The organism is Mammaliicoccus sp. O-M54, assembly GCF_022386035.1.
GTDB lineage: Bacteria > Bacillota > Bacilli > Staphylococcales > Staphylococcaceae > Mammaliicoccus > Mammaliicoccus sciuri_A.
Genome location: NZ_JAJNJE010000010.1, coordinates 24755 through 42959 on the forward strand (window position 1 = coordinate 24755; position 18205 = coordinate 42959).

16 protein-coding genes and 9 tRNA genes are annotated in these 18205 nt (G+C 31.6%); 6 read left to right on the forward strand and 19 right to left on the reverse strand.

The features are described 5' to 3' along the window. Positions 1-29: 29 nt before the first annotated feature. From LQ673_RS13320 to hemE, 14 genes are all read right to left on the reverse strand, one after another. A complete protein-coding gene (locus tag LQ673_RS13320; protein WP_191836398.1) occupies positions 30-437 on the reverse strand; it encodes a hypothetical protein in 408 nt (135 codons plus the stop codon). Then, positions 424-939, reverse strand: coding sequence for a Panacea domain-containing protein (locus LQ673_RS13325; RefSeq protein ID WP_037589710.1), 516 nt, complete (start codon positions 937-939; stop codon positions 424-426). The genes LQ673_RS13320 and LQ673_RS13325 overlap by 14 nt, the downstream gene beginning before the upstream one ends. 720 nt (positions 940-1659) lie before the next feature. After that, a tRNA-Ser gene (locus LQ673_RS13330) sits at positions 1660-1748 on the reverse strand. Between the two features lie 42 nt (positions 1749-1790). After that, positions 1791-1862, reverse strand: a tRNA-Glu gene (locus LQ673_RS13335). A gap of 3 nt (positions 1863-1865) precedes the next feature. After that, positions 1866-1940: transfer RNA gene (locus LQ673_RS13340), tRNA-Asn, on the reverse strand. Positions 1941-1947: 7 nt separating this feature from the next. Beyond that, positions 1948-2021 (reverse strand) — tRNA-Gly (locus tag LQ673_RS13345). 20 nt (positions 2022-2041) lie between these two features. Beyond that, positions 2042-2117: transfer RNA gene (locus LQ673_RS13350), tRNA-His, on the reverse strand. A gap of 20 nt (positions 2118-2137) precedes the next feature. Further along, positions 2138-2210, reverse strand: a tRNA-Phe gene (locus LQ673_RS13355). Between the two features lie 10 nt (positions 2211-2220). Continuing rightward, positions 2221-2296, reverse strand: a tRNA-Asp gene (locus LQ673_RS13360). Positions 2297-2310: 14 nt separating this feature from the next. Then, positions 2311-2384 (reverse strand) — tRNA-Met (locus LQ673_RS13365). Between the two features lie 87 nt (positions 2385-2471). Then, positions 2472-2546 (reverse strand) — tRNA-Glu (locus tag LQ673_RS13370). Positions 2547-3658: 1112 nt separating this feature from the next. After that, on the reverse strand, positions 3659-5053 hold the full coding sequence (gene hemY / locus LQ673_RS13375) for a protoporphyrinogen oxidase (RefSeq protein WP_204171194.1): 1395 nt from the start codon (positions 5051-5053) through the stop codon (positions 3659-3661). Positions 5054-5085: 32 nt separating this feature from the next. Continuing rightward, entirely contained in the window at positions 5086-6006 is a 921-nt protein-coding gene (gene hemH, locus LQ673_RS13380; protein ID WP_025904824.1) for a ferrochelatase, read from the reverse strand. Positions 6007-6046: 40 nt separating this feature from the next. Further along, positions 6047-7099 (reverse strand): uroporphyrinogen decarboxylase, encoded by a 1053-nt coding sequence (gene hemE, locus LQ673_RS13385; protein WP_037589713.1) that lies wholly within the window; start codon positions 7097-7099, stop codon positions 6047-6049. Between the two features lie 166 nt (positions 7100-7265). On the opposite strand from hemE, the gene LQ673_RS13390 reads away from it, so the two are divergent. Beyond that, entirely contained in the window at positions 7266-7793 is a 528-nt protein-coding gene (locus tag LQ673_RS13390; protein WP_025904822.1) for an antibiotic biosynthesis monooxygenase family protein, read from the forward strand. A gap of 59 nt (positions 7794-7852) precedes the next feature. On the opposite strand, the gene ecsB is transcribed toward LQ673_RS13390, so the two are convergent. Together ecsB and LQ673_RS13400 are read right to left on the reverse strand one after the other, a co-directional pair. Continuing rightward, positions 7853-9073 carry an ABC transporter permease EcsB gene (gene ecsB / locus LQ673_RS13395; protein WP_191836400.1) on the reverse strand — a complete coding sequence of 407 codons (1221 nt, stop codon included), beginning with the start codon at positions 9071-9073 and terminating at the stop codon, positions 7853-7855. Beyond that, positions 9066-9803 carry an ABC transporter ATP-binding protein gene (locus tag LQ673_RS13400; protein WP_037589715.1) on the reverse strand — a complete coding sequence of 246 codons (738 nt, stop codon included), beginning with the start codon at positions 9801-9803 and terminating at the stop codon, positions 9066-9068. The genes ecsB and LQ673_RS13400 overlap by 8 nt, the downstream gene beginning before the upstream one ends. A gap of 128 nt (positions 9804-9931) precedes the next feature. Here LQ673_RS13400 and LQ673_RS13405 point away from each other — a divergent pair, with 128 nt between their 5' ends. The 5 genes from LQ673_RS13405 (at position 9932) to LQ673_RS13425 (ending at position 13083) form a co-directional block, all read left to right on the forward strand. Then, positions 9932-10354, forward strand: coding sequence for an HIT family protein (locus LQ673_RS13405; RefSeq protein ID WP_025904819.1), 423 nt, complete (start codon positions 9932-9934; stop codon positions 10352-10354). Between the two features lie 64 nt (positions 10355-10418). Further along, positions 10419-10796, forward strand: coding sequence for a YtxH domain-containing protein (locus LQ673_RS13410; protein ID WP_025904818.1), 378 nt, complete (start codon positions 10419-10421; stop codon positions 10794-10796). Positions 10797-10892: 96 nt separating this feature from the next. Further along, positions 10893-11438 carry an HTH-type transcriptional regulator Hpr gene (locus LQ673_RS13415; RefSeq protein WP_025904817.1) on the forward strand — a complete coding sequence of 182 codons (546 nt, stop codon included), beginning with the start codon at positions 10893-10895 and terminating at the stop codon, positions 11436-11438. Positions 11439-11476: 38 nt separating this feature from the next. Then, positions 11477-12040 (forward strand): DUF3267 domain-containing protein, encoded by a 564-nt coding sequence (locus LQ673_RS13420; RefSeq protein ID WP_025904816.1) that lies wholly within the window; start codon positions 11477-11479, stop codon positions 12038-12040. A 71-nt stretch (positions 12041-12111) separates the two neighbouring features. After that, positions 12112-13083: a peptidylprolyl isomerase gene (locus LQ673_RS13425; RefSeq protein WP_037589717.1), complete on the forward strand. Its 972-nt coding sequence runs from the start codon at positions 12112-12114 to the stop codon at positions 13081-13083. A 51-nt stretch (positions 13084-13134) separates the two neighbouring features. Here LQ673_RS13425 and yhaM read toward each other — a convergent pair whose 3' ends face one another. From yhaM to LQ673_RS13440, 3 genes are read right to left on the reverse strand one after another with little or no spacing between them, the layout of a single operon-like run. After that, the gene (yhaM, locus tag LQ673_RS13430) at positions 13135-14076 is read right to left on the reverse strand and encodes a 3'-5' exoribonuclease YhaM (RefSeq protein WP_126477944.1); all 942 of its coding nucleotides are present in this window, start codon (positions 14074-14076) and stop codon (positions 13135-13137) included. After that, the gene (locus tag LQ673_RS13435) at positions 14073-17006 is read right to left on the reverse strand and encodes an ATP-binding protein (RefSeq protein ID WP_191836402.1); all 2934 of its coding nucleotides are present in this window, start codon (positions 17004-17006) and stop codon (positions 14073-14075) included. The genes yhaM and LQ673_RS13435 overlap by 4 nt, the downstream gene beginning before the upstream one ends. Positions 17007-17010: 4 nt before the next feature. Continuing rightward, on the reverse strand, positions 17011-18195 hold the full coding sequence (locus tag LQ673_RS13440) for a metallophosphoesterase family protein (RefSeq protein ID WP_037589721.1): 1185 nt from the start codon (positions 18193-18195) through the stop codon (positions 17011-17013). Positions 18196-18205 lie beyond the last annotated feature (10 nt).

Here is an 18205-nt window from a genome sequence, read left to right on the forward strand (position 1 = left end):
AGTAGTAGTATATAAAAAGCGTTTTGGAGTTAAAATAAAGTCTTATTGAATTCCGATACTTTAAATTTAATTTCTTCAAGTTTCTCCTGATAAGTTATTGATAAGTCATCAAATTTTTTTGAAGTAACAATATCTTTAGAATAAACAGTGGATTGTTTGTGTGTTCTAACATAGCAAATTTCTTTATAGCTGCTATGAAGACTTGGACATTCAAGCAATCCAATATTTACATCATAAATAGAATGTAAATTCACTTTATTAGAAACAGTAGATATTGGTAACATCGTTAAATCACATTCAAAGCAATCTTTTTCGGCACCAATGATTAATACTGGCCGTAATTTATAGCCTTTTTTATTTGTTTTTAAATCAAAATATGGAAAACTTGCATATACTATTTTATTAATTAAATCACGAGGAGTATTAACTAAATCCAAGATGAACTTCCTCCTCATTTAAATCTTCAAATTCATCTATGTACATATCATAAACATGATCGTATAGCCTAACGCTTTTAGCATCTTCGATTATATCCTCTGGCGTTATTTCTCTATTCCCTACCTCATTATTGTTCAAGTTAATTCTACTTTTTTTCCAACATTTTTCATGATGGGATAGTTCTCTTAGATACCAACCAGAATACATGCCATATTGAGAGATAACATTATTAATTACATATTTTTCAGTATCATTTAATTTATCAGTATCGCTTGGTTCATACATTTCATCTAAATAATACCTTAATTTAGGTATAACCGGACCAAATTTCCACCCTTCAATTCTATCATTAAATAGAACCTCGCCCGTTAAAGCTAAAGATTCTCTTTGTGCAAAATAAATTAACTTTTGCAGTTTTAATTCGTTATTTTCAAACTTAGTACCAGTTTTAAGTTCATATGAGTATATAAGGTAATTAGCAACATCTTTTACATCTGCCATTAAAATCACTCCTATCTCAGTTATAATATAATATTTTAGCTGCAAGGTAAGTTTAAGTTAAAATAGTAATGCTACTAGTATAGTGATAATCAATGATAAGAGACTTAAAATAGTTGGTATACTAATACCTATCCAGAAACGTTTTGATGTAAATTTATTATCGCTTATTTCATTTTTTAACTCGGAAACAGCATTTTTTATTTCTCCTGATAAAACGTCTTTAGTTAAAGAAATTTTATCATTGATTTCATCGAATCTATTATTCATATTTATTACATGCTGCTGAAATTCTGATCTTGTAATATATTCACTATTAATAAAAGCACCCCCTTATATACTCCCACTCTCTAGTTTAATTAAGTATATATTACAACAAAATCAAATTGGGCACAATATAGAATGTTAAAATTAACAAACTCTTGTTTATAATATAGTAATCCCCTTCTCTCCCTAGTCATGGAATGTAATTTATGTTGACGTTGGCGTTAAAAACACCAAAATAACATGCTCGTTGGCATTAAATCAGATCATTAAAATATAGCAATTACTTTAGGAATTTATTCGCAACTTCTATATGAACATAAAAAAAGCAAGTATCAAAAAGTAAGAGAATTTTTCTCTAGACACTTTTTTGACACTTGCTCATATGGATTAACTTACCAATTGCAAGAAAACCCAGCAATATCAACGTCTTGGATTAGTTGATTATTAAGGTACAAACGGAGAGTGAGGGATTCGAACCCTCGAGACGCTTGTGGCGCCTACACACTTTCCAGGCGTGCTCCTTCGGCCAACTCGGACAACTCTCCACAAACAAAAAAATCAGAAGCGATATTTCACCTCTGATTATATGACCCCTACGGGATTCGAACCCGTGTTACCGCCGTGAAAGGGCGGTGTCTTAACCGCTTGACCAAGGGGCCTTATGGCTCCACAGGTAGGACTCGAACCTACGACCGATCGGTTAACAGCCGATAGCTCTACCACTGAGCTACTGTGGAATAATAATGGAGCGGGTGATCGGAATCGAACCGACAACATCAGCTTGGAAGGCTGAGGTTTTACCACTAAACTACACCCGCTTAAGTAAATAATATATATATGGGGCGACTGATGGGAATCGAACCCACGAATGTCGGAACCACAATCCGATGCGTTAACCACTTCGCCACAATCGCCATACTTGTTTAAAAAAGTATGGCTCAGGACGGAATCGAACCGCCGACACAAGGATTTTCAGTCCTTTGCTCTACCGACTGAGCTACTGAGCCAAAATAAAAATGGCGGTCCCGACGGGAATCGAACCCGCGATCTCCTGCGTGACAGGCAGGCATGTTAACCGCTACACCACGGGACCATCATTAAAAAGTATTGCGGGAGGCGGATTTGAACCACCGACCTTCGGGTTATGAGCCCGACGAGCTACCGAACTGCTCCATCCCGCGCTAATAATAAGTAATTTGGCTACCTTATTAATATAACACATTCATTAATATTATGTCAATAAAATTTTAATAAATTTTTATTGAAAATGGTGACCCCTACGGGATTCGAACCCGTGTTACCGCCGTGAAAGGGCGGTGTCTTAACCGCTTGACCAAGGGGCCTCTAATTGAGAACTACTTAAGTATATATAGAAATATAAAGAACGTCAATGCTATTTCTTTACTTTTCTTAATAAAAAATTTGAACTTTTAACATCTATGTGACAATTGTCACTAAAGGGAGAAATAATCATTCAAAACACCCTCTTTTTTAACTTTAGAAGTGTCATTTATTCATGATTTTTATAGAAAAAAATGATCATAAAGTAGTTTTTTTCGAAGTTATTGTGAAAAAGATGAATTAAAATTCCACGTTTTTAATAAAGTAAGCATTAAGTTTTATAGACAGCTCTATGTTACTTGTTTGAGCAGTCTTGCAACTTACAGCATCTCTATGTTGCTTGTTTGCTCAGTCTTGCAACATACGAGGCGCCTATTTATCTTGTTTAGTCAGTCTTGATAAATACAACGCTCCTATTTATCTTGTTTCACCAGTCTTGATAAATACAAGGCCGTTATTTATCTTGTTTCGCCAGTCTTGATAAATACAAAGCGCCTATTTATCTTGTTTGTCCAGTCTTGATAAATACACTCCTCTTATTTATCTTGTTTCACCAGTCTTGATAAATACACTCCTCTTATTTATCTTGTTTCACCAGTCTTGATAAATACACTCCTCTTATTTACCTTGTTTGGCCTGTCTTGCAACTTACAGCATCTCTATGTTGCTTGTTTACTCAGTCTTGCAACATACGGAGCTCCTATTTATCTTGTTTCACCAGTCTTGATAAATACAAAGCGTCTATTTATCTTGTTTGTCCAGTCTTGATAAATACACTCCTCTTATTTATCTTGTTTCACCAGTCTTGATAAATACAGTCCTCTTATTTACCTTGTTTGGCCTGTCTTGCAACTTACAACGGCTCTACGTTGCTTGTTTGGTCAGTCTTGCAATATACGGGAGTTCTATGTTGCTTGTTTGCTCAGTCTTGCAACATTCAGTCCTCCAACATTGCTTGTCAGCTCCCACTTTCAATATTCACCTTACCCCTCCAACAAAAAAACAGAAATTCTAATGTTAAATTAGAATTTCTGTCCCGCTTCCACGCTTTTCCATGCGCTTCTATCCTCTTCCACACACTTCCGCGCACTATCTACTTACTACTATCTACAATCTACTTCAAATACTCTATCATCTTGTCACTTGCGTTCTTAGCCATTTGTACGCAGTCTGGTAATCCGACTGCATCAAATGAAGCGCCTGTTATGATAAGGTTATGATAATTTTGATCGATATGTTCTTGTATATCTCGAATACGATCGATATGACCGACTTCATATTGAGGCATGCTGTGTGGTAATTTCGTTACGATAAAGAATTCTGGTTCTCCTTTGATCGTCATGATTTTATTCAAATCGTTTAGTGCGACTTGTTTCAATTGTTCTTCATCTTTATGATGAATAATATTTGAGCCTGGTTTACCTACATACGCTCTTAATAAGACTTTTCCTTCTGGTGTTGTATGTGGCCATTTTTTGTTTGTCCAAGTACATGCTGTGATGGCTGTATCACTTGTTCTTGCAATTACAAATCCAGTTCCATCTTTATCGTTAACGACTTGGTCTTTATCAAATGCCATAACGACTGTTGCAACACTTGTTGAAGGCATATAGTTAAAGTAATCCAATTTAAGGTCATCTTCAAACCATTTAACGAAATGTTGATGTGGTATTGTAACGATTACACCATCATATTCATGCTCTTCATTATTTATCGTCAAAATTGTTTTGTTATCTTTTTCTACTAAATTTTGAACTGGAGCGTTTAAATGTATTTGAACACCTTTATCTTCAAGACTATCACGTAAAGTTTGAATGAATGATTCAAGGCCATGTCTAAATTGTTTAAATTGACCTTTTGGTTTGACTGTTACTTTTTTATCGGCATTATTTTTAGCTTTTTGAGCTATCATACCTTTTATTAAGCCGCCCTCTTTTTCTTCTTGTTCTTTAAAATGAGGAAATGTTGTTTTTAAGCTTAATTTATCGATATTTGCACCATATATACCTGCCATTAAAGGTTCGATTAAGTTTTCTAATACTTCATCACCTAATCTTTGTCTAAAGAAATGACCAATTGATATATCTGTATGCATCGGTTTAACAGGTAAGAAATAATCTAAACCTGCTCTTAATTTTGCTGCTGGCGAAATCAATTGTGTCTTAAGAAATGGTTTGATTTCTGTAGGTATGCCCATAATTGAACCACCTGGTATTGGATATAACTTATTATGGCTATAAATATATGATTGCCCTGTTTTATTTGTTACTAAATCATCAGCAATCCCAATTTCTTCAGCCAATTCTGTCATAATTGTCTTTCTACCTAAGTATGATTCTGGCCCTAGTTCAATAGTATAACCATCTTTACGATACGTTTTGATTTTGCCGCCCACTCTGTCTGATTGTTCATATACATCAATTGCTGCATCTGGATAATCTCTTCTTAAATAATGGGCAGCAGATAACCCAGTTATCCCTGCCCCTATTATTGCAATTCGTTTTGACATACTTAACACTTCTTTCTTATTCGAATATCGAATTAGAATTTTTTCTTAATTGCTGATACCATTGCTTCAATAAATTTAGGATCAATATTTGGCATTGGTGGTCTGTGATATTTCACGCCTAATTCATCACAAACAACTTTACATTCATAGTCGTTATCATATAATACTTCTAAATGTTCACATACAAATCCTACCGGTGTATATATAAAGTGTTTATAGCCATGTTCATTATATAAGTCTCTCGTTAAATCTTGAACGTCTGGTCCTAACCAAGGTTCTCCAGTTTGACCTTCTGATTGCCAACCTACTGATACATGTTTAATGTTAGATTCTTCACTTAAAATTTTAGCAGTTTCTTCTAATTGATCAGGATATGGGTCATTTGCTTTTTTAATTTTTTCTGGCAAACTATGCGCTGAAACGATTAATACTGTTTCATCATGACTTTCTTCTGGAATCGTTTGTAATGTTTCATCAATCATGTTTGTCCAGTAAGATATAAATGCTGGTTCATTGTAAAATTGCTCAACGTGATGCATTGAAATACCATATTTATCAGCTTCTTCTTGAGCACGTTTATTATAACTTCCCACTGAGAAATTAGAATAATGAGGTGCTAAAACAATCGTAACCGCTTCTTCAATACCATCATTATGCATTTGTTCTACTGCATCTTCAATAAATGGATGAATATGTTTTAAACCAATGTACAATTTAAATTCAACATCTTCATAAGCTTCATTTAATGCGCCAAGTAAACTTTCTGCTTGTTTCTCTGTTGTACCTGCTAATGGTGAAATACCACCAATCGCTTTATAACGTCCTTTTAAGTCTTCAATTTGTTCATCAGATGGCTTACGACCATGTCTAATGTGTGTATAATAAGGTACAATGTCACTTTCTTTATAAGGTGTACCATATGCCATAACTAAAAGTCCCACTTTTTTATTCATCTTCTATACTCCCTTTAATAAAATTAAGCTGTTTAATAACCTATCTTTGTTGTGATTTATATTTTGCTGAATAATCATGCACAAACTTAGCAACTCTTCTTAATGTATCAGGTTGCACTTCTGGAAAGACACCATGTCCAAGATTAAAGATATAATTATGGTCTACTAAACCTTGATCCAATATTTGAACGAGTCTTTGTTCAATAACTTCCCATGGTGCTAGTAAAATAGCTGGATCTAAGTTTCCTTGTAACGTCTTAGTAATACCTTTTTCCCTTGCTTCTTTGATTTGTAAGCGCCAATCTAGCCCGATTACATCAACCGGTAATTGATTCCATTCTTCTATTAAATGGCTAGCTCCAACACCAAATGTTGTAACAGGTACGTTTTTTTCTTTAATTGCTGCAAAAATTTTATTCATAGATGGTCTAATGAAATAATGATAATCTTCAGCATTTAACGCACCTACCCATGAATCGAATACTTGAATCATCTTACATCCAGCATCAATTTGAGCATGTGTATAGCGAATTGCCATATCAGCTAATGTATCCATTAATTTAAACCAAGCTTCTGGCTGTTTATACATAAACGCTTTAGTCTTATTATAATTTTTAGATGGTCCACCTTCAATCATATAGCTCGCTAGCGTGAACGGTGCGCCAGTAAATCCTATTAATGGTACGTTTAGCTGTTCTTCTGTTAAAAGTTTAATCGTATCTAAGACATATTTCACGTCTTCCTCAGGATTTATTTGACCTAATCGATTAATATCAGAAATGTCTTTAATAGGGTTATGTATAACAGGACCTATTCCAGATTTAATTTCTACATCTACACCAATTCCAGTTAAAGGTGTCATAATATCTTTATATAAAATTGCAGCATCAGTATTATATTGGTCTACTGGTAATTTTGTAACATATGCACAAAGTTCTGGTTGATGTGTAATTTCAAATAATGAATACTTTTCTTTAATTTTTCTATATTCAGGCTGTGATCTACCTGCTTGCCTCATAAACCAAACTGGTGTATGAGTTGTTTTTTCTCCCTTTGCTGCTTTTAAAATTGTATCGTTAAACGGTACACTCATTTATTTCACCTCATTATAATCATTACAATCTATTTTAACATATTCTATTATAAAGACATCTATGTGTACAAAAATTCATAAATTATACAAAAGATTTCATGAATTGGTTGATTTTAGCGCTTACATGTTTATAATCTAATTAAAGAGATATAGGAGGTATATCATTATGAAATGTTATATAACAACAGGTACGTATCATTTTCTGCATAGTATAATGAAGAAACATCCAGATGAAGATATTCATCATTATACGAGACAAGATACGACAGTACTTATTCATGAAACAAATGGTGATACAGTATTTGCACAACCAAGAGAATATCGAATATTAGAATCAAAAGGTGTTTTTATCAATCATGAATTTATAGCAGCAAGCTACATTCCTGTATCTGATGAAATGCAACATCGATTCGAAAATCATTATGTAGATATCGACAGTCAATTTGATAATTTCGAAGGGTTCGAATCATTTAGATTACTTAAACCTCGAAAAGGCGATACTTATATGATATTAGTAGGTTTCGATTCAAATGAATTATATGAAGATTTCACAAAATCATCTTTCTATGCGGAATATTTCTCAAGAGAGGCTACTCGTAAATTCTCTGGTGCTGAACAATATTCAACAGCAAATTATACAAAGTATTGGTATAGACCTGAAGAAGATGAAGAAACAGAAAACGAAGAAGCATAATTATAAAATAAAAAAGAAGAAATGATTCTCACTGAGTCATTTCTTCTTTTTTATTGTTATTAATCTCTAAGTAGCTCTTGATGTTTTTTAATTTTCTTAATGGAAGAATCTATTGTTAACCAACCAACAATGAAGAATAATATAACGAAATAAATCGCTGTAACAAATTTCAAGATATATATGATTGATAAAATAATACCTAAGACAATCATGATATTAATTAAAAATTGATGATAGCCTTTAACAACATGTCCTTCACTAACCGGCCATACTTGTGGCCACAATCCGTATGCCTGTTGTTTATAAAATTGAGATAATTGTAATATCAACAAGTACATGATTAAAGCACCTAATATGGCTGATATAACTGGCTGATCAATCCACCAAATTAATACAAGTCCGATAATCAATAATCTTAATACGATAAAGAATGCATCTTTCCCTCTTGCAAAACTTCTTACAAATAAGAATTTATACATATAATTTTGATTAAATTTCTTAGGACTCGGAACTTTTAAGAAGACATCTAAATATCTTCTGCGAACTGTTCGTTCATTTAATACTTTTACATCTGTAAACATATTAACGAATTTATAATAATTCATCTTATGATTATGTTCGATAGCGATTAATGTTTCCCACTGATAAAAAGTACCTCTATTGATATTTTCTAATAAAATAATTAAAGCAATCAATACGACAATAGATAATAGACCTGATAAAGCCCCTACTTTTAAAGTTGTGTAATATCCACTCGCATATACGATAAAGAGTAATACATTAATTCCCCATATTTCTAAACCATATTTTAACCAGAACCATTTCATCATCAGTCCTAGAATTGGAAAGATGAAACTCAAAACCATTACCGTAATATATAAATAAAATTTACCACCCATTAATTGATAGAATAATGGTAAACCGATCACTAATATCACGACTGGTAAATATAGTCGATTAAAATAACTATATGTTAGAGCTTTTCTAATATAGAGTGTTAAGTGTTTCTCAAATGGTAATAAATATAATTTATCCGCTTCTCTAAAGAAAGTCCTCATCGGAAATATCGAACAAATAGATAATATAACCGAAAAGATTAAACGATAGTTAATATTTTGTGGAATGTCCTTTAACCAATTACTATATCCTAACGCAAATGCGCCAATCATAATGGTTAAAAATATTAAGAAATGACCATTAAAGATGAATTTATTGTAATTCATTTTCTCTAATACTTCTTCTCTTTGTCTAACCTTATATAAAGTATTTACATCATTCATACGCTTCACCTTGTGTTAAATGTATATAAATATCATCTAGTGTTGCATTAGTAAGTCCAGTTTTTTCTCTCAGTTCTTCTAAATTGCCCATCGCTACTAAACGACCTTGATGTAATATAATAAATCGGTCGCAATACCTTTCAGCAGTTGCAAGTATATGTGTAGACATTAATACTGAAGAGCCTTGATTACGTCTTTCTACTATTAAATCTAACATTGTTTGTATACCTAATGGATCTAACCCTAAGAATGGTTCATCTATGATATATTGCGTCGGTTCAACTAAGAATGCACAAACAATCATAACTTTTTGTTTCATACCTTTTGAAAAATGTATCGGAAAGACTTTTAATTCATTTTCAAGTCTTAGTCTTTTCAATAACGGCATTGCTTTTTCAAGTGCTGTATCTTTATCAATACCATATGCCATTGCAGTCATGTAAATATGTTCTTCTAAAGTTAATTCATCATATAAAACTGGACTTTCTGGTATATATGTAAGATTTCTTCTATAAGATTCTATATCTGCTTTAATATCTATATTATTAATGGACATCTCACCTTGTTGTGGTGTTAATAAGCCAAGTATATGTTTAATTGTTGTACTTTTCCCTGCACCATTTAATCCAATAAGTCCCACGACTTCACTTGGTTTACATTCAAATGAGATATCATGGATAACAGCTTTTTTACCGTATCCACCTGTTAAATTATTCACTTTAATTGTCACGTGAACACACCTCCAAAATATATTGTAGCATGTTCTCAATGTTACATTCATTAAATATTATCTTAATCAGTGAGATGATATTACGAGCATGATATAATAAAACTAATATTTACATAGGAGATGATAGTATGTCAGAAACAATATTCAGCAAAATTATCGACGGTGAAATCCCATCATTCAAAGTTTACGAAAATGATTATGTATATGCATTCTTAGATATTTCTCAAGTAAGTAAAGGACACACATTACTTATTCCAAAGAAAGCTTCACCCAATATTTATGAAACAGACCCAGAAACAATGAAACATATAGCTGAAGCTTTACCGATCGTTGCGAATGCCATCAAGAAAGCTTTCAATCCTGATGGTTTAAATATTATTCAAAACAATGGTGAGTATGCTTCACAATCTGTATTCCATATCCACTTCCACTTAATCCCTAGATATAAAGAAGATATCGATGGTTTCGGTTATATTTGGAATACGAATGAAGATCAATTAGATGATGAGAAAAAAGCAGAAATCGCACAAACAATTCAACAGCATTTTTAATACACTGCATGTTTACAAAAATTCAGGGTATATATTTAAGTAAGAGAAATCAAGGAGGATAATTATGAAATTTTCAAGACTCGCAATTGGCGTTGGTGTAGGATTTGTTACAGGATTTACAACAGCCATTTTAAATACAGACCGTTCTGGTGATGCTTTAAAGACAGATTTAAAATCAACTGCTGACGGATCTAAAATTCAATTAAGTGAAATTAAAGACAATGCTATTGAAATAAAAGATTATGTATTAAAGACTAAAGACGAAAGCCAAATCGCCATTCAATCATTAAGTGAAGAAATTAAAACGATGATTAATGAATTTAAAGCTGATATTAACCCTAATATTGAACAAATACAGAAAAATATTGAAAATATTAGCAATCGTGGCAATGAAATTCAAAAAGAAATTCAAAATACTAAGCTTCCATTTCTAAAAAATTAGAAAACGTGTTAAAATTATTATATTATTAAAGTGTTATAACTAAGCATGATACATTAGTATCATGCTTTTATTATACAAACAAAGGGGGATTTAACTATGTCGAATGAATTGGACATGATTGAAAAAATGTTATTTACTCATAAGGTTTCACAGTTATCTAAAGCTTTATGGAAGACAATCGAGAAAGATTGGCAGCAGTGGATTAAGCCTTTCGACTTAAATATTAATGAACATCATATTTTAATTATTATTAGAAGCTTAAATGAAGCTACAATTTCTGAAGTGAGTAAATATGGTGTCATGCACGTATCTACTGTTTTCAATTTCGCTAAAAATTTAGAAAAACGCGGTTATTTAACAATGCCTAAAAGTCAACACGATAAGCGTACGACTTATTTAGAATTAACGGATAAAGGTCTTGCAGTGTTAAGAAAGACATATTTAAACTATTCAAATGATACGAACAGATTATATGAAATTGCTGCAGATTATGAGAAAGTCATGTACAATATGCCAGAATTTACAGATGTGAAATATATCGTTGGTCAAATCTATGGTAGCGACTTTATTCATCACATTGAACAAAACCATGAGCAATTAAGAAAATATCTACTTGACGAACAGTCTGAGGATGATGCATAATATCAAGATAAATCATATCTTAGAAGGTGACATTAATCATGTTTTTGTGTTCTAAATCAATTAATATACAGTCTCGTTATGGATTGCAGAGAATTGTATTAATTAGTGCTTTAGTTTCATTCTTAACATTTATCGTCACTTACGAAATATTCAATTATATACAAACAGAACCATTAAAGGACGATAAGTTTATACTATTCTTATTCGTCCTTTGCTTAATTTATCCAATTCATAAATTGTTGCATTTGATTGTATTAATGTATTATCGTAAGTCATTTAAAATGAACAAAACGACTAAAGCTAAACGTGCTTTACCTTTATATAATATTAGAGTAGATCAACCAGTTAATAAGATTGTATTTTGTTTTGCACTTATTTGTCCGCTCGTTACGATAACTACCCTATCTATTGCACTCGTAAATATAATTCCACAATATGGGCATTACATTCTATTTATAATGTCTATCAATATTGGCATATCGATTATCGATTTACTTTATTTGAAGATTATTTTATTTACAAAAAAAGGTACTTATATTGAAGAAAGAAAAAATGGTATCGAATTGTTAACAAAACGTTCACTGGATGCCGAACATTTATAGGTTATTTTTTGTAATTAAAATAGCAAATATGCTATATTTATCATTGTATTCTTACAAAAGGAGTTCTATTTATGAAATCAATTAAAAAAATAGTGTTACCTGTAACACTTTCAGCATCAGTATTAACTTTAGGCGCTTGTGGTAATGGTTCAGATAATTCTGGAGAAACTTTAGTAGAAACTAAAGCCGGAAACGTAACTTCACAAGACGTACTAGACAAAATGGGTAGTAACGAAGTCGCACAAAATGCATTTCAAATTGTACTTAACAAAGTCTTAAAAGATAAATACGAAGACAAAGTTGATACGAAGAAATTAGACGAACAAGTTGATAAACAAATCGAGCAATACGGTGGTAAGAAGAAATTTGAAGAAGCACTACAACAAGAAAAACCAGGCGCTACTATAAAAGACTTTAAAGAATCTCAAAAAACTTCTAAATATCAAGAAGAATTTATCAACGATGCCGTAAAAGTTTCTGACAAAGAAATCGATGAAAATACTAAAAAGGCTTCACATATCTTAATCAAAGTTAAATCAGATGATTCTGATGAAGGTTTAAGTGATAAAGCAGCTAAGAAAAAAGCTGAAAAATTACTAGCTCAAATTAAGAAAAATCCAGACGACTTTGAAAAAATCGCTAAGAAAGAATCACAAGATGAAGGTACTAAATCTAAAGGCGGCGCTTTAGGATTTGTATTGAAAGGTCAAATGGATGAGTCATTTGAAAAAGCATTATTCAAACTTAAAAAAGATGACGAAATTTCAGATGTTGTTAAATCTCAATATGGTTACCACATTATAAAAGCAGATAAAGGCGAACCATCTAAGAAAGAAAAAGCTAGCCTTAAAGAACAATATCGTCAACTAAAAATCCAAAAAGAACCTAAGATCATCATCAATGCTTACAAAAAATTATTAGACGAATACAAAGTTGACTACAAAGATAAAGATATTAAAAAAGCAATCGAAGATAATATCTTAAACGAAAAAGCATTACAACAACAACAAATGCAAGCAGCACAACAATCATCAGCAAGCTAAAATTAAAAAGCTATGAAGCAACGTTAAACGTTACTTCATAGCTTTTTTTGATTAATCTAAAGTTTCAGGTTTATAAAACTGTCTATTTTCTAAAGCAAATATGCGCTCTGTAAATTGACCTTTATCTACTTTTTTAAGATGTTTTTCAAACATCATCATTCTCGCATCAATATTATCAATAAAATGAAGAATTTCTGCTTCTTTAACCATAGGTAATTTTGGAGATCCATACTCTAATTTACCGTGGTGACTTAAAACTAAATGTCTCAATAAGAGGACTTCTTCCCCTTCTATATTGTGCTCTTTTGCAACTTGTGCAATTTCATCACTAACGATTGAAATATGACCTAATAAGTTTCCTTCAACTGTGTATGATGTTGCGACTGGTCCTGACAATTCTTTTACTTTACCTAAGTCATGTAAGATAATACCACTATATAATAAACTTCTATTTAATATTGGATAAATATCACATAACGCCTTCGCTTGTCTTAACATTGTTACAACATGATAGCTTAAGCCAGAAACAAAATTATGATGATGTGAACTAGCTGCTGGGAATGTAAAATACTCTTTTTGATATTTTTTAAGTAAAATACGTGTAATTCTTTGTAATTTAGCATTTTCAATATCTAGTACATACGTCATAATTTCTTCTGACATATCGTCGATTGATAATGGTGCCGCTTCTAAAAAGTTTTCTAATTTCACATTATCTTCATCTACAGCCACTCTAAATTGATTAACTTTCATTTGTTTTCTTCCACGATAATCAATTACGTCACCTTTCACACGAATAATCGTTTCAGGTACGAGTAGTTGAATATCTTCATTTGTTACCGTCCATACTTTTGCTTCTATATCACCACTTTTATCTTTAAGATAAAGTGTCATATATGGTTTACCTTGAGCTGTAACACCTTGAGTTGCTCGATGAATCAAAAAGTAATGATCTACTGAGTCTCCTGGTTTCAATGTCTCTATAGTTCTCATTTGCTCTTAGCTCCTTCTATTTTTGTCAGCGTAATTGTTTGTTTCTGAGGTACATTTTGATCTTTATTACAAGTGAAATAAAGTATTTGAATATCATCTTTCATACTCATTAAATATTTAATCATAATTTCTTTACGATGTTTATCAAAATGCACGAATGCATCATCAACGATAATTGGGAATGGATAATATTTTTGTAATGATTTAATTAAACTAAATCTTAACGCGATATATAATAATTCTTTCGTTGATTGACTTAATTCAGTAGGATGGAATATTTGTCCATTTTCATGTCTCACTTGTACATTTTGTTCCTCATAAATAACTTGATTATATCTGCCTTCTGTTAATGCTTTTAAGATATCTGTAGCATCTTTTACAACATAAGGTAGTCGTTTATCTTTAATTTGTTTAATATGTGCTTCGACTAAGTTTTGTAAATAACTCAATGCAGCCCAATCATTTGCAGTTTCATTCACTTTATCTTTAAGTAAATGGTATTCATGTCTTAAAGCTGAAAGTGTTTCATCTGTTTCCATATGATTGATTTGCGCATTTAAATCACTTAATTCTGCTTGAACATTTAAATAACGATCATTATATTCATCAACTTGACCTTCTAACTGAGTACGTTCATTTTCTAGGTCTGTTTTTGTCATATAACTTAGTTGTGTATTTTTATCGTAATCGTAATTTTGATTGTTCAATAAATCTGTTAAATAATTAAATCGTTTTAATTCCTCATGATAAGACACATAGGCTTTATGATGACGATAATACGCTTCTTCATTATCTACACTAATAAAGTCAAATAATGATTGAATCACATTGTTATTTTCTTCTAAACGCGCGTTTAATGCATTTATTTCATTGGTTAATAATGCTTGTTGGTCGTTATTACGTGATTGAATATTAAATTCTTTTTGATGTTCGTCTAAAGCTTGTTTGACATCATGAAATAGTGAAATCTCTTGATAATGTAGTCCAGCATGACTCACAATGCTATCCGCTTCTCTATAAAATGCTTCTAAAGCTGCTTGTTTCTCATCTCTTATTTTAGTAATGCGTGTAATTTCTAATCTATTTTGTTTAATTTTTCTAATTGTCGACAATGCATCATTTAATAATTGTGATGATATTTGATTAGATACATGTAAACTTACTTTAGTTTCTTTAAGTGCTCTTTCTTTAGTCTCAATAATTTCTTCTACTTGCTCAAGTTCTTTATTCAATTCACTTTGCTTAGTAGATAAGATCTCTTGAGACTGATAATAACTTTCTAATTCTTGTCTAATTTTCGTTTGTTCATCAAGATTAAAGTCTAAATCATAAAATTGCTTTAAGTGTTGAACTTTTTCTTCTAATTCATCTATTTCTTTAGAAAATGCTTGATCATGATTTAATTCTTTAGATTTAATCATAAAGGCTAATCCAACTAATACGACACCTACAACAGCAAATATAGCACTAAATACAATTTGTGATGCGATAAACGCATAAATGGCAATTGCGATTAATAATATGCCACCAATGCCAGAAGCAAGTCTATATTGCTTACTTCTCTTTTCGCTTTCTTCTTTTTGCTTATTAAAGCTTTCTTCCATTTTTTTGTATAGTGATTTCTTTTCGCCAAGCTCTAGCGCTTTTTGATTATATACTTTCTTTTGTTCATAGTTTTCATCAGATACGAGATCATTATGCAATTTATCAACATTGTTAGTATAACGCTCTTGTTCAATTGATAATTGGTTGAGCGAACGTTTAATTTGTTCTCGTTCTGCAACATTTTCTTCTCTTATGTGATTGACTTCAGCTATATGTGTCTTCATCGCGTCTGACGTATCAACATCTAAAAATTCTTCATTCCAACCGATATCTTGTCTAAGTAATTCATTATCACGTTCAGCATTATCGATTTGCTGGTTTAATTGTTTTAATTCTTGATGTTTCTCTTTAATATCAGATTCTCTTTGTCTAATACTATTGAGCGCTTTTTCATCTCGTTCAGACATAACTTTAACATTTTCTAAAGTATGTACGACTTGTCCAAGCTTTTCATTTCTTAACGTTAAATCACGTTTAATACTTTCATTTGAACGTACAGCTGATTCGTAGCGCTCTATCCCTTGTTCAGGGAATTCATATGGTTCTATATTTAAATTACTTTCTAACTTCTTCCATTCAACCACTTCGTTATGTAGTGAAATTTCTTTTTCTTTACTCGTTAACCTGTCAGTTAGTTTGCCGAGATTTTCTTTTAATTGATTTAATCTTCGAGATGTTTTATCGCGTTCATCTTGAAGTCTTTCATATTCTGAAAGTTTCTTTTCTTCGTTTTTAATCTTAATTTCTAAATCATTCAGCTGCTCTAATTGAACATTTAGCACTGGATTTTTACCATTCTTCTTATATAATGCATCTTTCTCAACTTGCATTAAATCACTCATACCAGTGAACTCAGTTGAACCTAGTGCTCCTGCTTGAAGTAAATACATTTGAAGTTGGTCTTCAGTTAAGTTCTTATGGATATCTTGTAATCCTAATACATTAAAAGAGAAAATACCTTGATAAGTTCGTTTATTAATGAAATTTAACTTTTGTTTCAGCCACTCTTCATCTTTAACTTTACCGTTAGAAAGATATACTTTAACGTCACCTGTTACGCGACCTTTAACTCTTTCTACTTCTACAATTTGACCATCGAAGTCTAACACTAACTTACCGCCGTATTGGTTCCCTAGTCTTGGTTCCAATCTTGGTTCATTTTCTTTTTTAGTTGGAAAGCCAAATAATATAGAATGAATGAACGCTTGTATTGTTGACTTCCCTGCTTCATTCTCTCCATATATTTGCATAAAACTTTGATCAAATTTTATTTTTCTAGACATGAGTTGGCCATAGCCATAAATTTCTAAAGATTTAATTTTCATCGCTTTAACCTCTCATTCTTCTTTTTAAAATTGCTTCCCCACGTTCAATAAGTGCTTGTTTATCAACATCACTAAATGGTTCTAAAAATCGATTTGCTTTTGGATTCATGTACAAATCACTGAGTGCTTCTTCAAGAATTTTCTCGTCTTGTAGGATATCATCATTGAACTCATTAGCTAAAGCTACTTCTGAATCTTGATCAAAGAATACATTCAACTGTTCAACAAAGATAAAGTTTGTTTGATTCTCTTCATACTCTTGTATCAATTGTATAACTTGGTTAATTTCATCTTGTTTTAAAATTTCATCATGCTTAACATAAACATCTAATTGATAAAAAGCCTTACCTTCAGTTCTCACACTATCTTTGAATTTTTGTATCGCTTCGTATAATGCATGCTTACCTTTAGCTTGAGTTTCAATGACCGCTTTTTCAAACCTAATATATTGAGTTGGTTTGAATGATGCTTGTAATTTAGACTCATCACCTTCAACTAATAAATAACCCTTTTCACCTTTTTCTTTAAAATGACGGGCTTGTATATTACCAGGATAATGGACTTGAGATAACTCACTAATCATTGCTCTTTCATGAATATGCCCCAATGCCCAGTAATGATATAATTTGCTATTTAAATCTTCAATATTGAATTCAGTATATCTTTGCTTCACTCCTGAAGCTTGTGAATATGTACCATGTAATACACCAATATGTATCCCTTTATTACCTGTAGATTCAGGATATTCATCAATTTTATTCTCATAACTTTGATCTTTTTGATAACTAAAACCATGTAAATAAACAACTTGTCCATTTTTCGTAATAAGTTGATAAGTAGAAACTTTATCAGAGAAGACTGTTACATTCTCTGGCCAAACTGTATGGACACCGACTGATAAAGGATCGTGATTACCATGTATAATATAAACAAAAATTTGTTCATCTTGTAGTCTAAGAAATTGCTCTCTTAAAAACACTTCCGCACGCAAAGTTCTATTATTTTGATCAAATAAATCCCCTGCAATGACGATGAAGTCAACTTGCTCTTTAATTGCGTCATCAACAATTTTTCTAAAACTATTATATGCACTTTGTTTTACATCGCTTAAAATAGAAGGGCTTAAATAATGTCTAGACTTAAATGGACTATCAAGGTGTAAATCCGCACAATGTATAAATTTAATCATATACCTAACC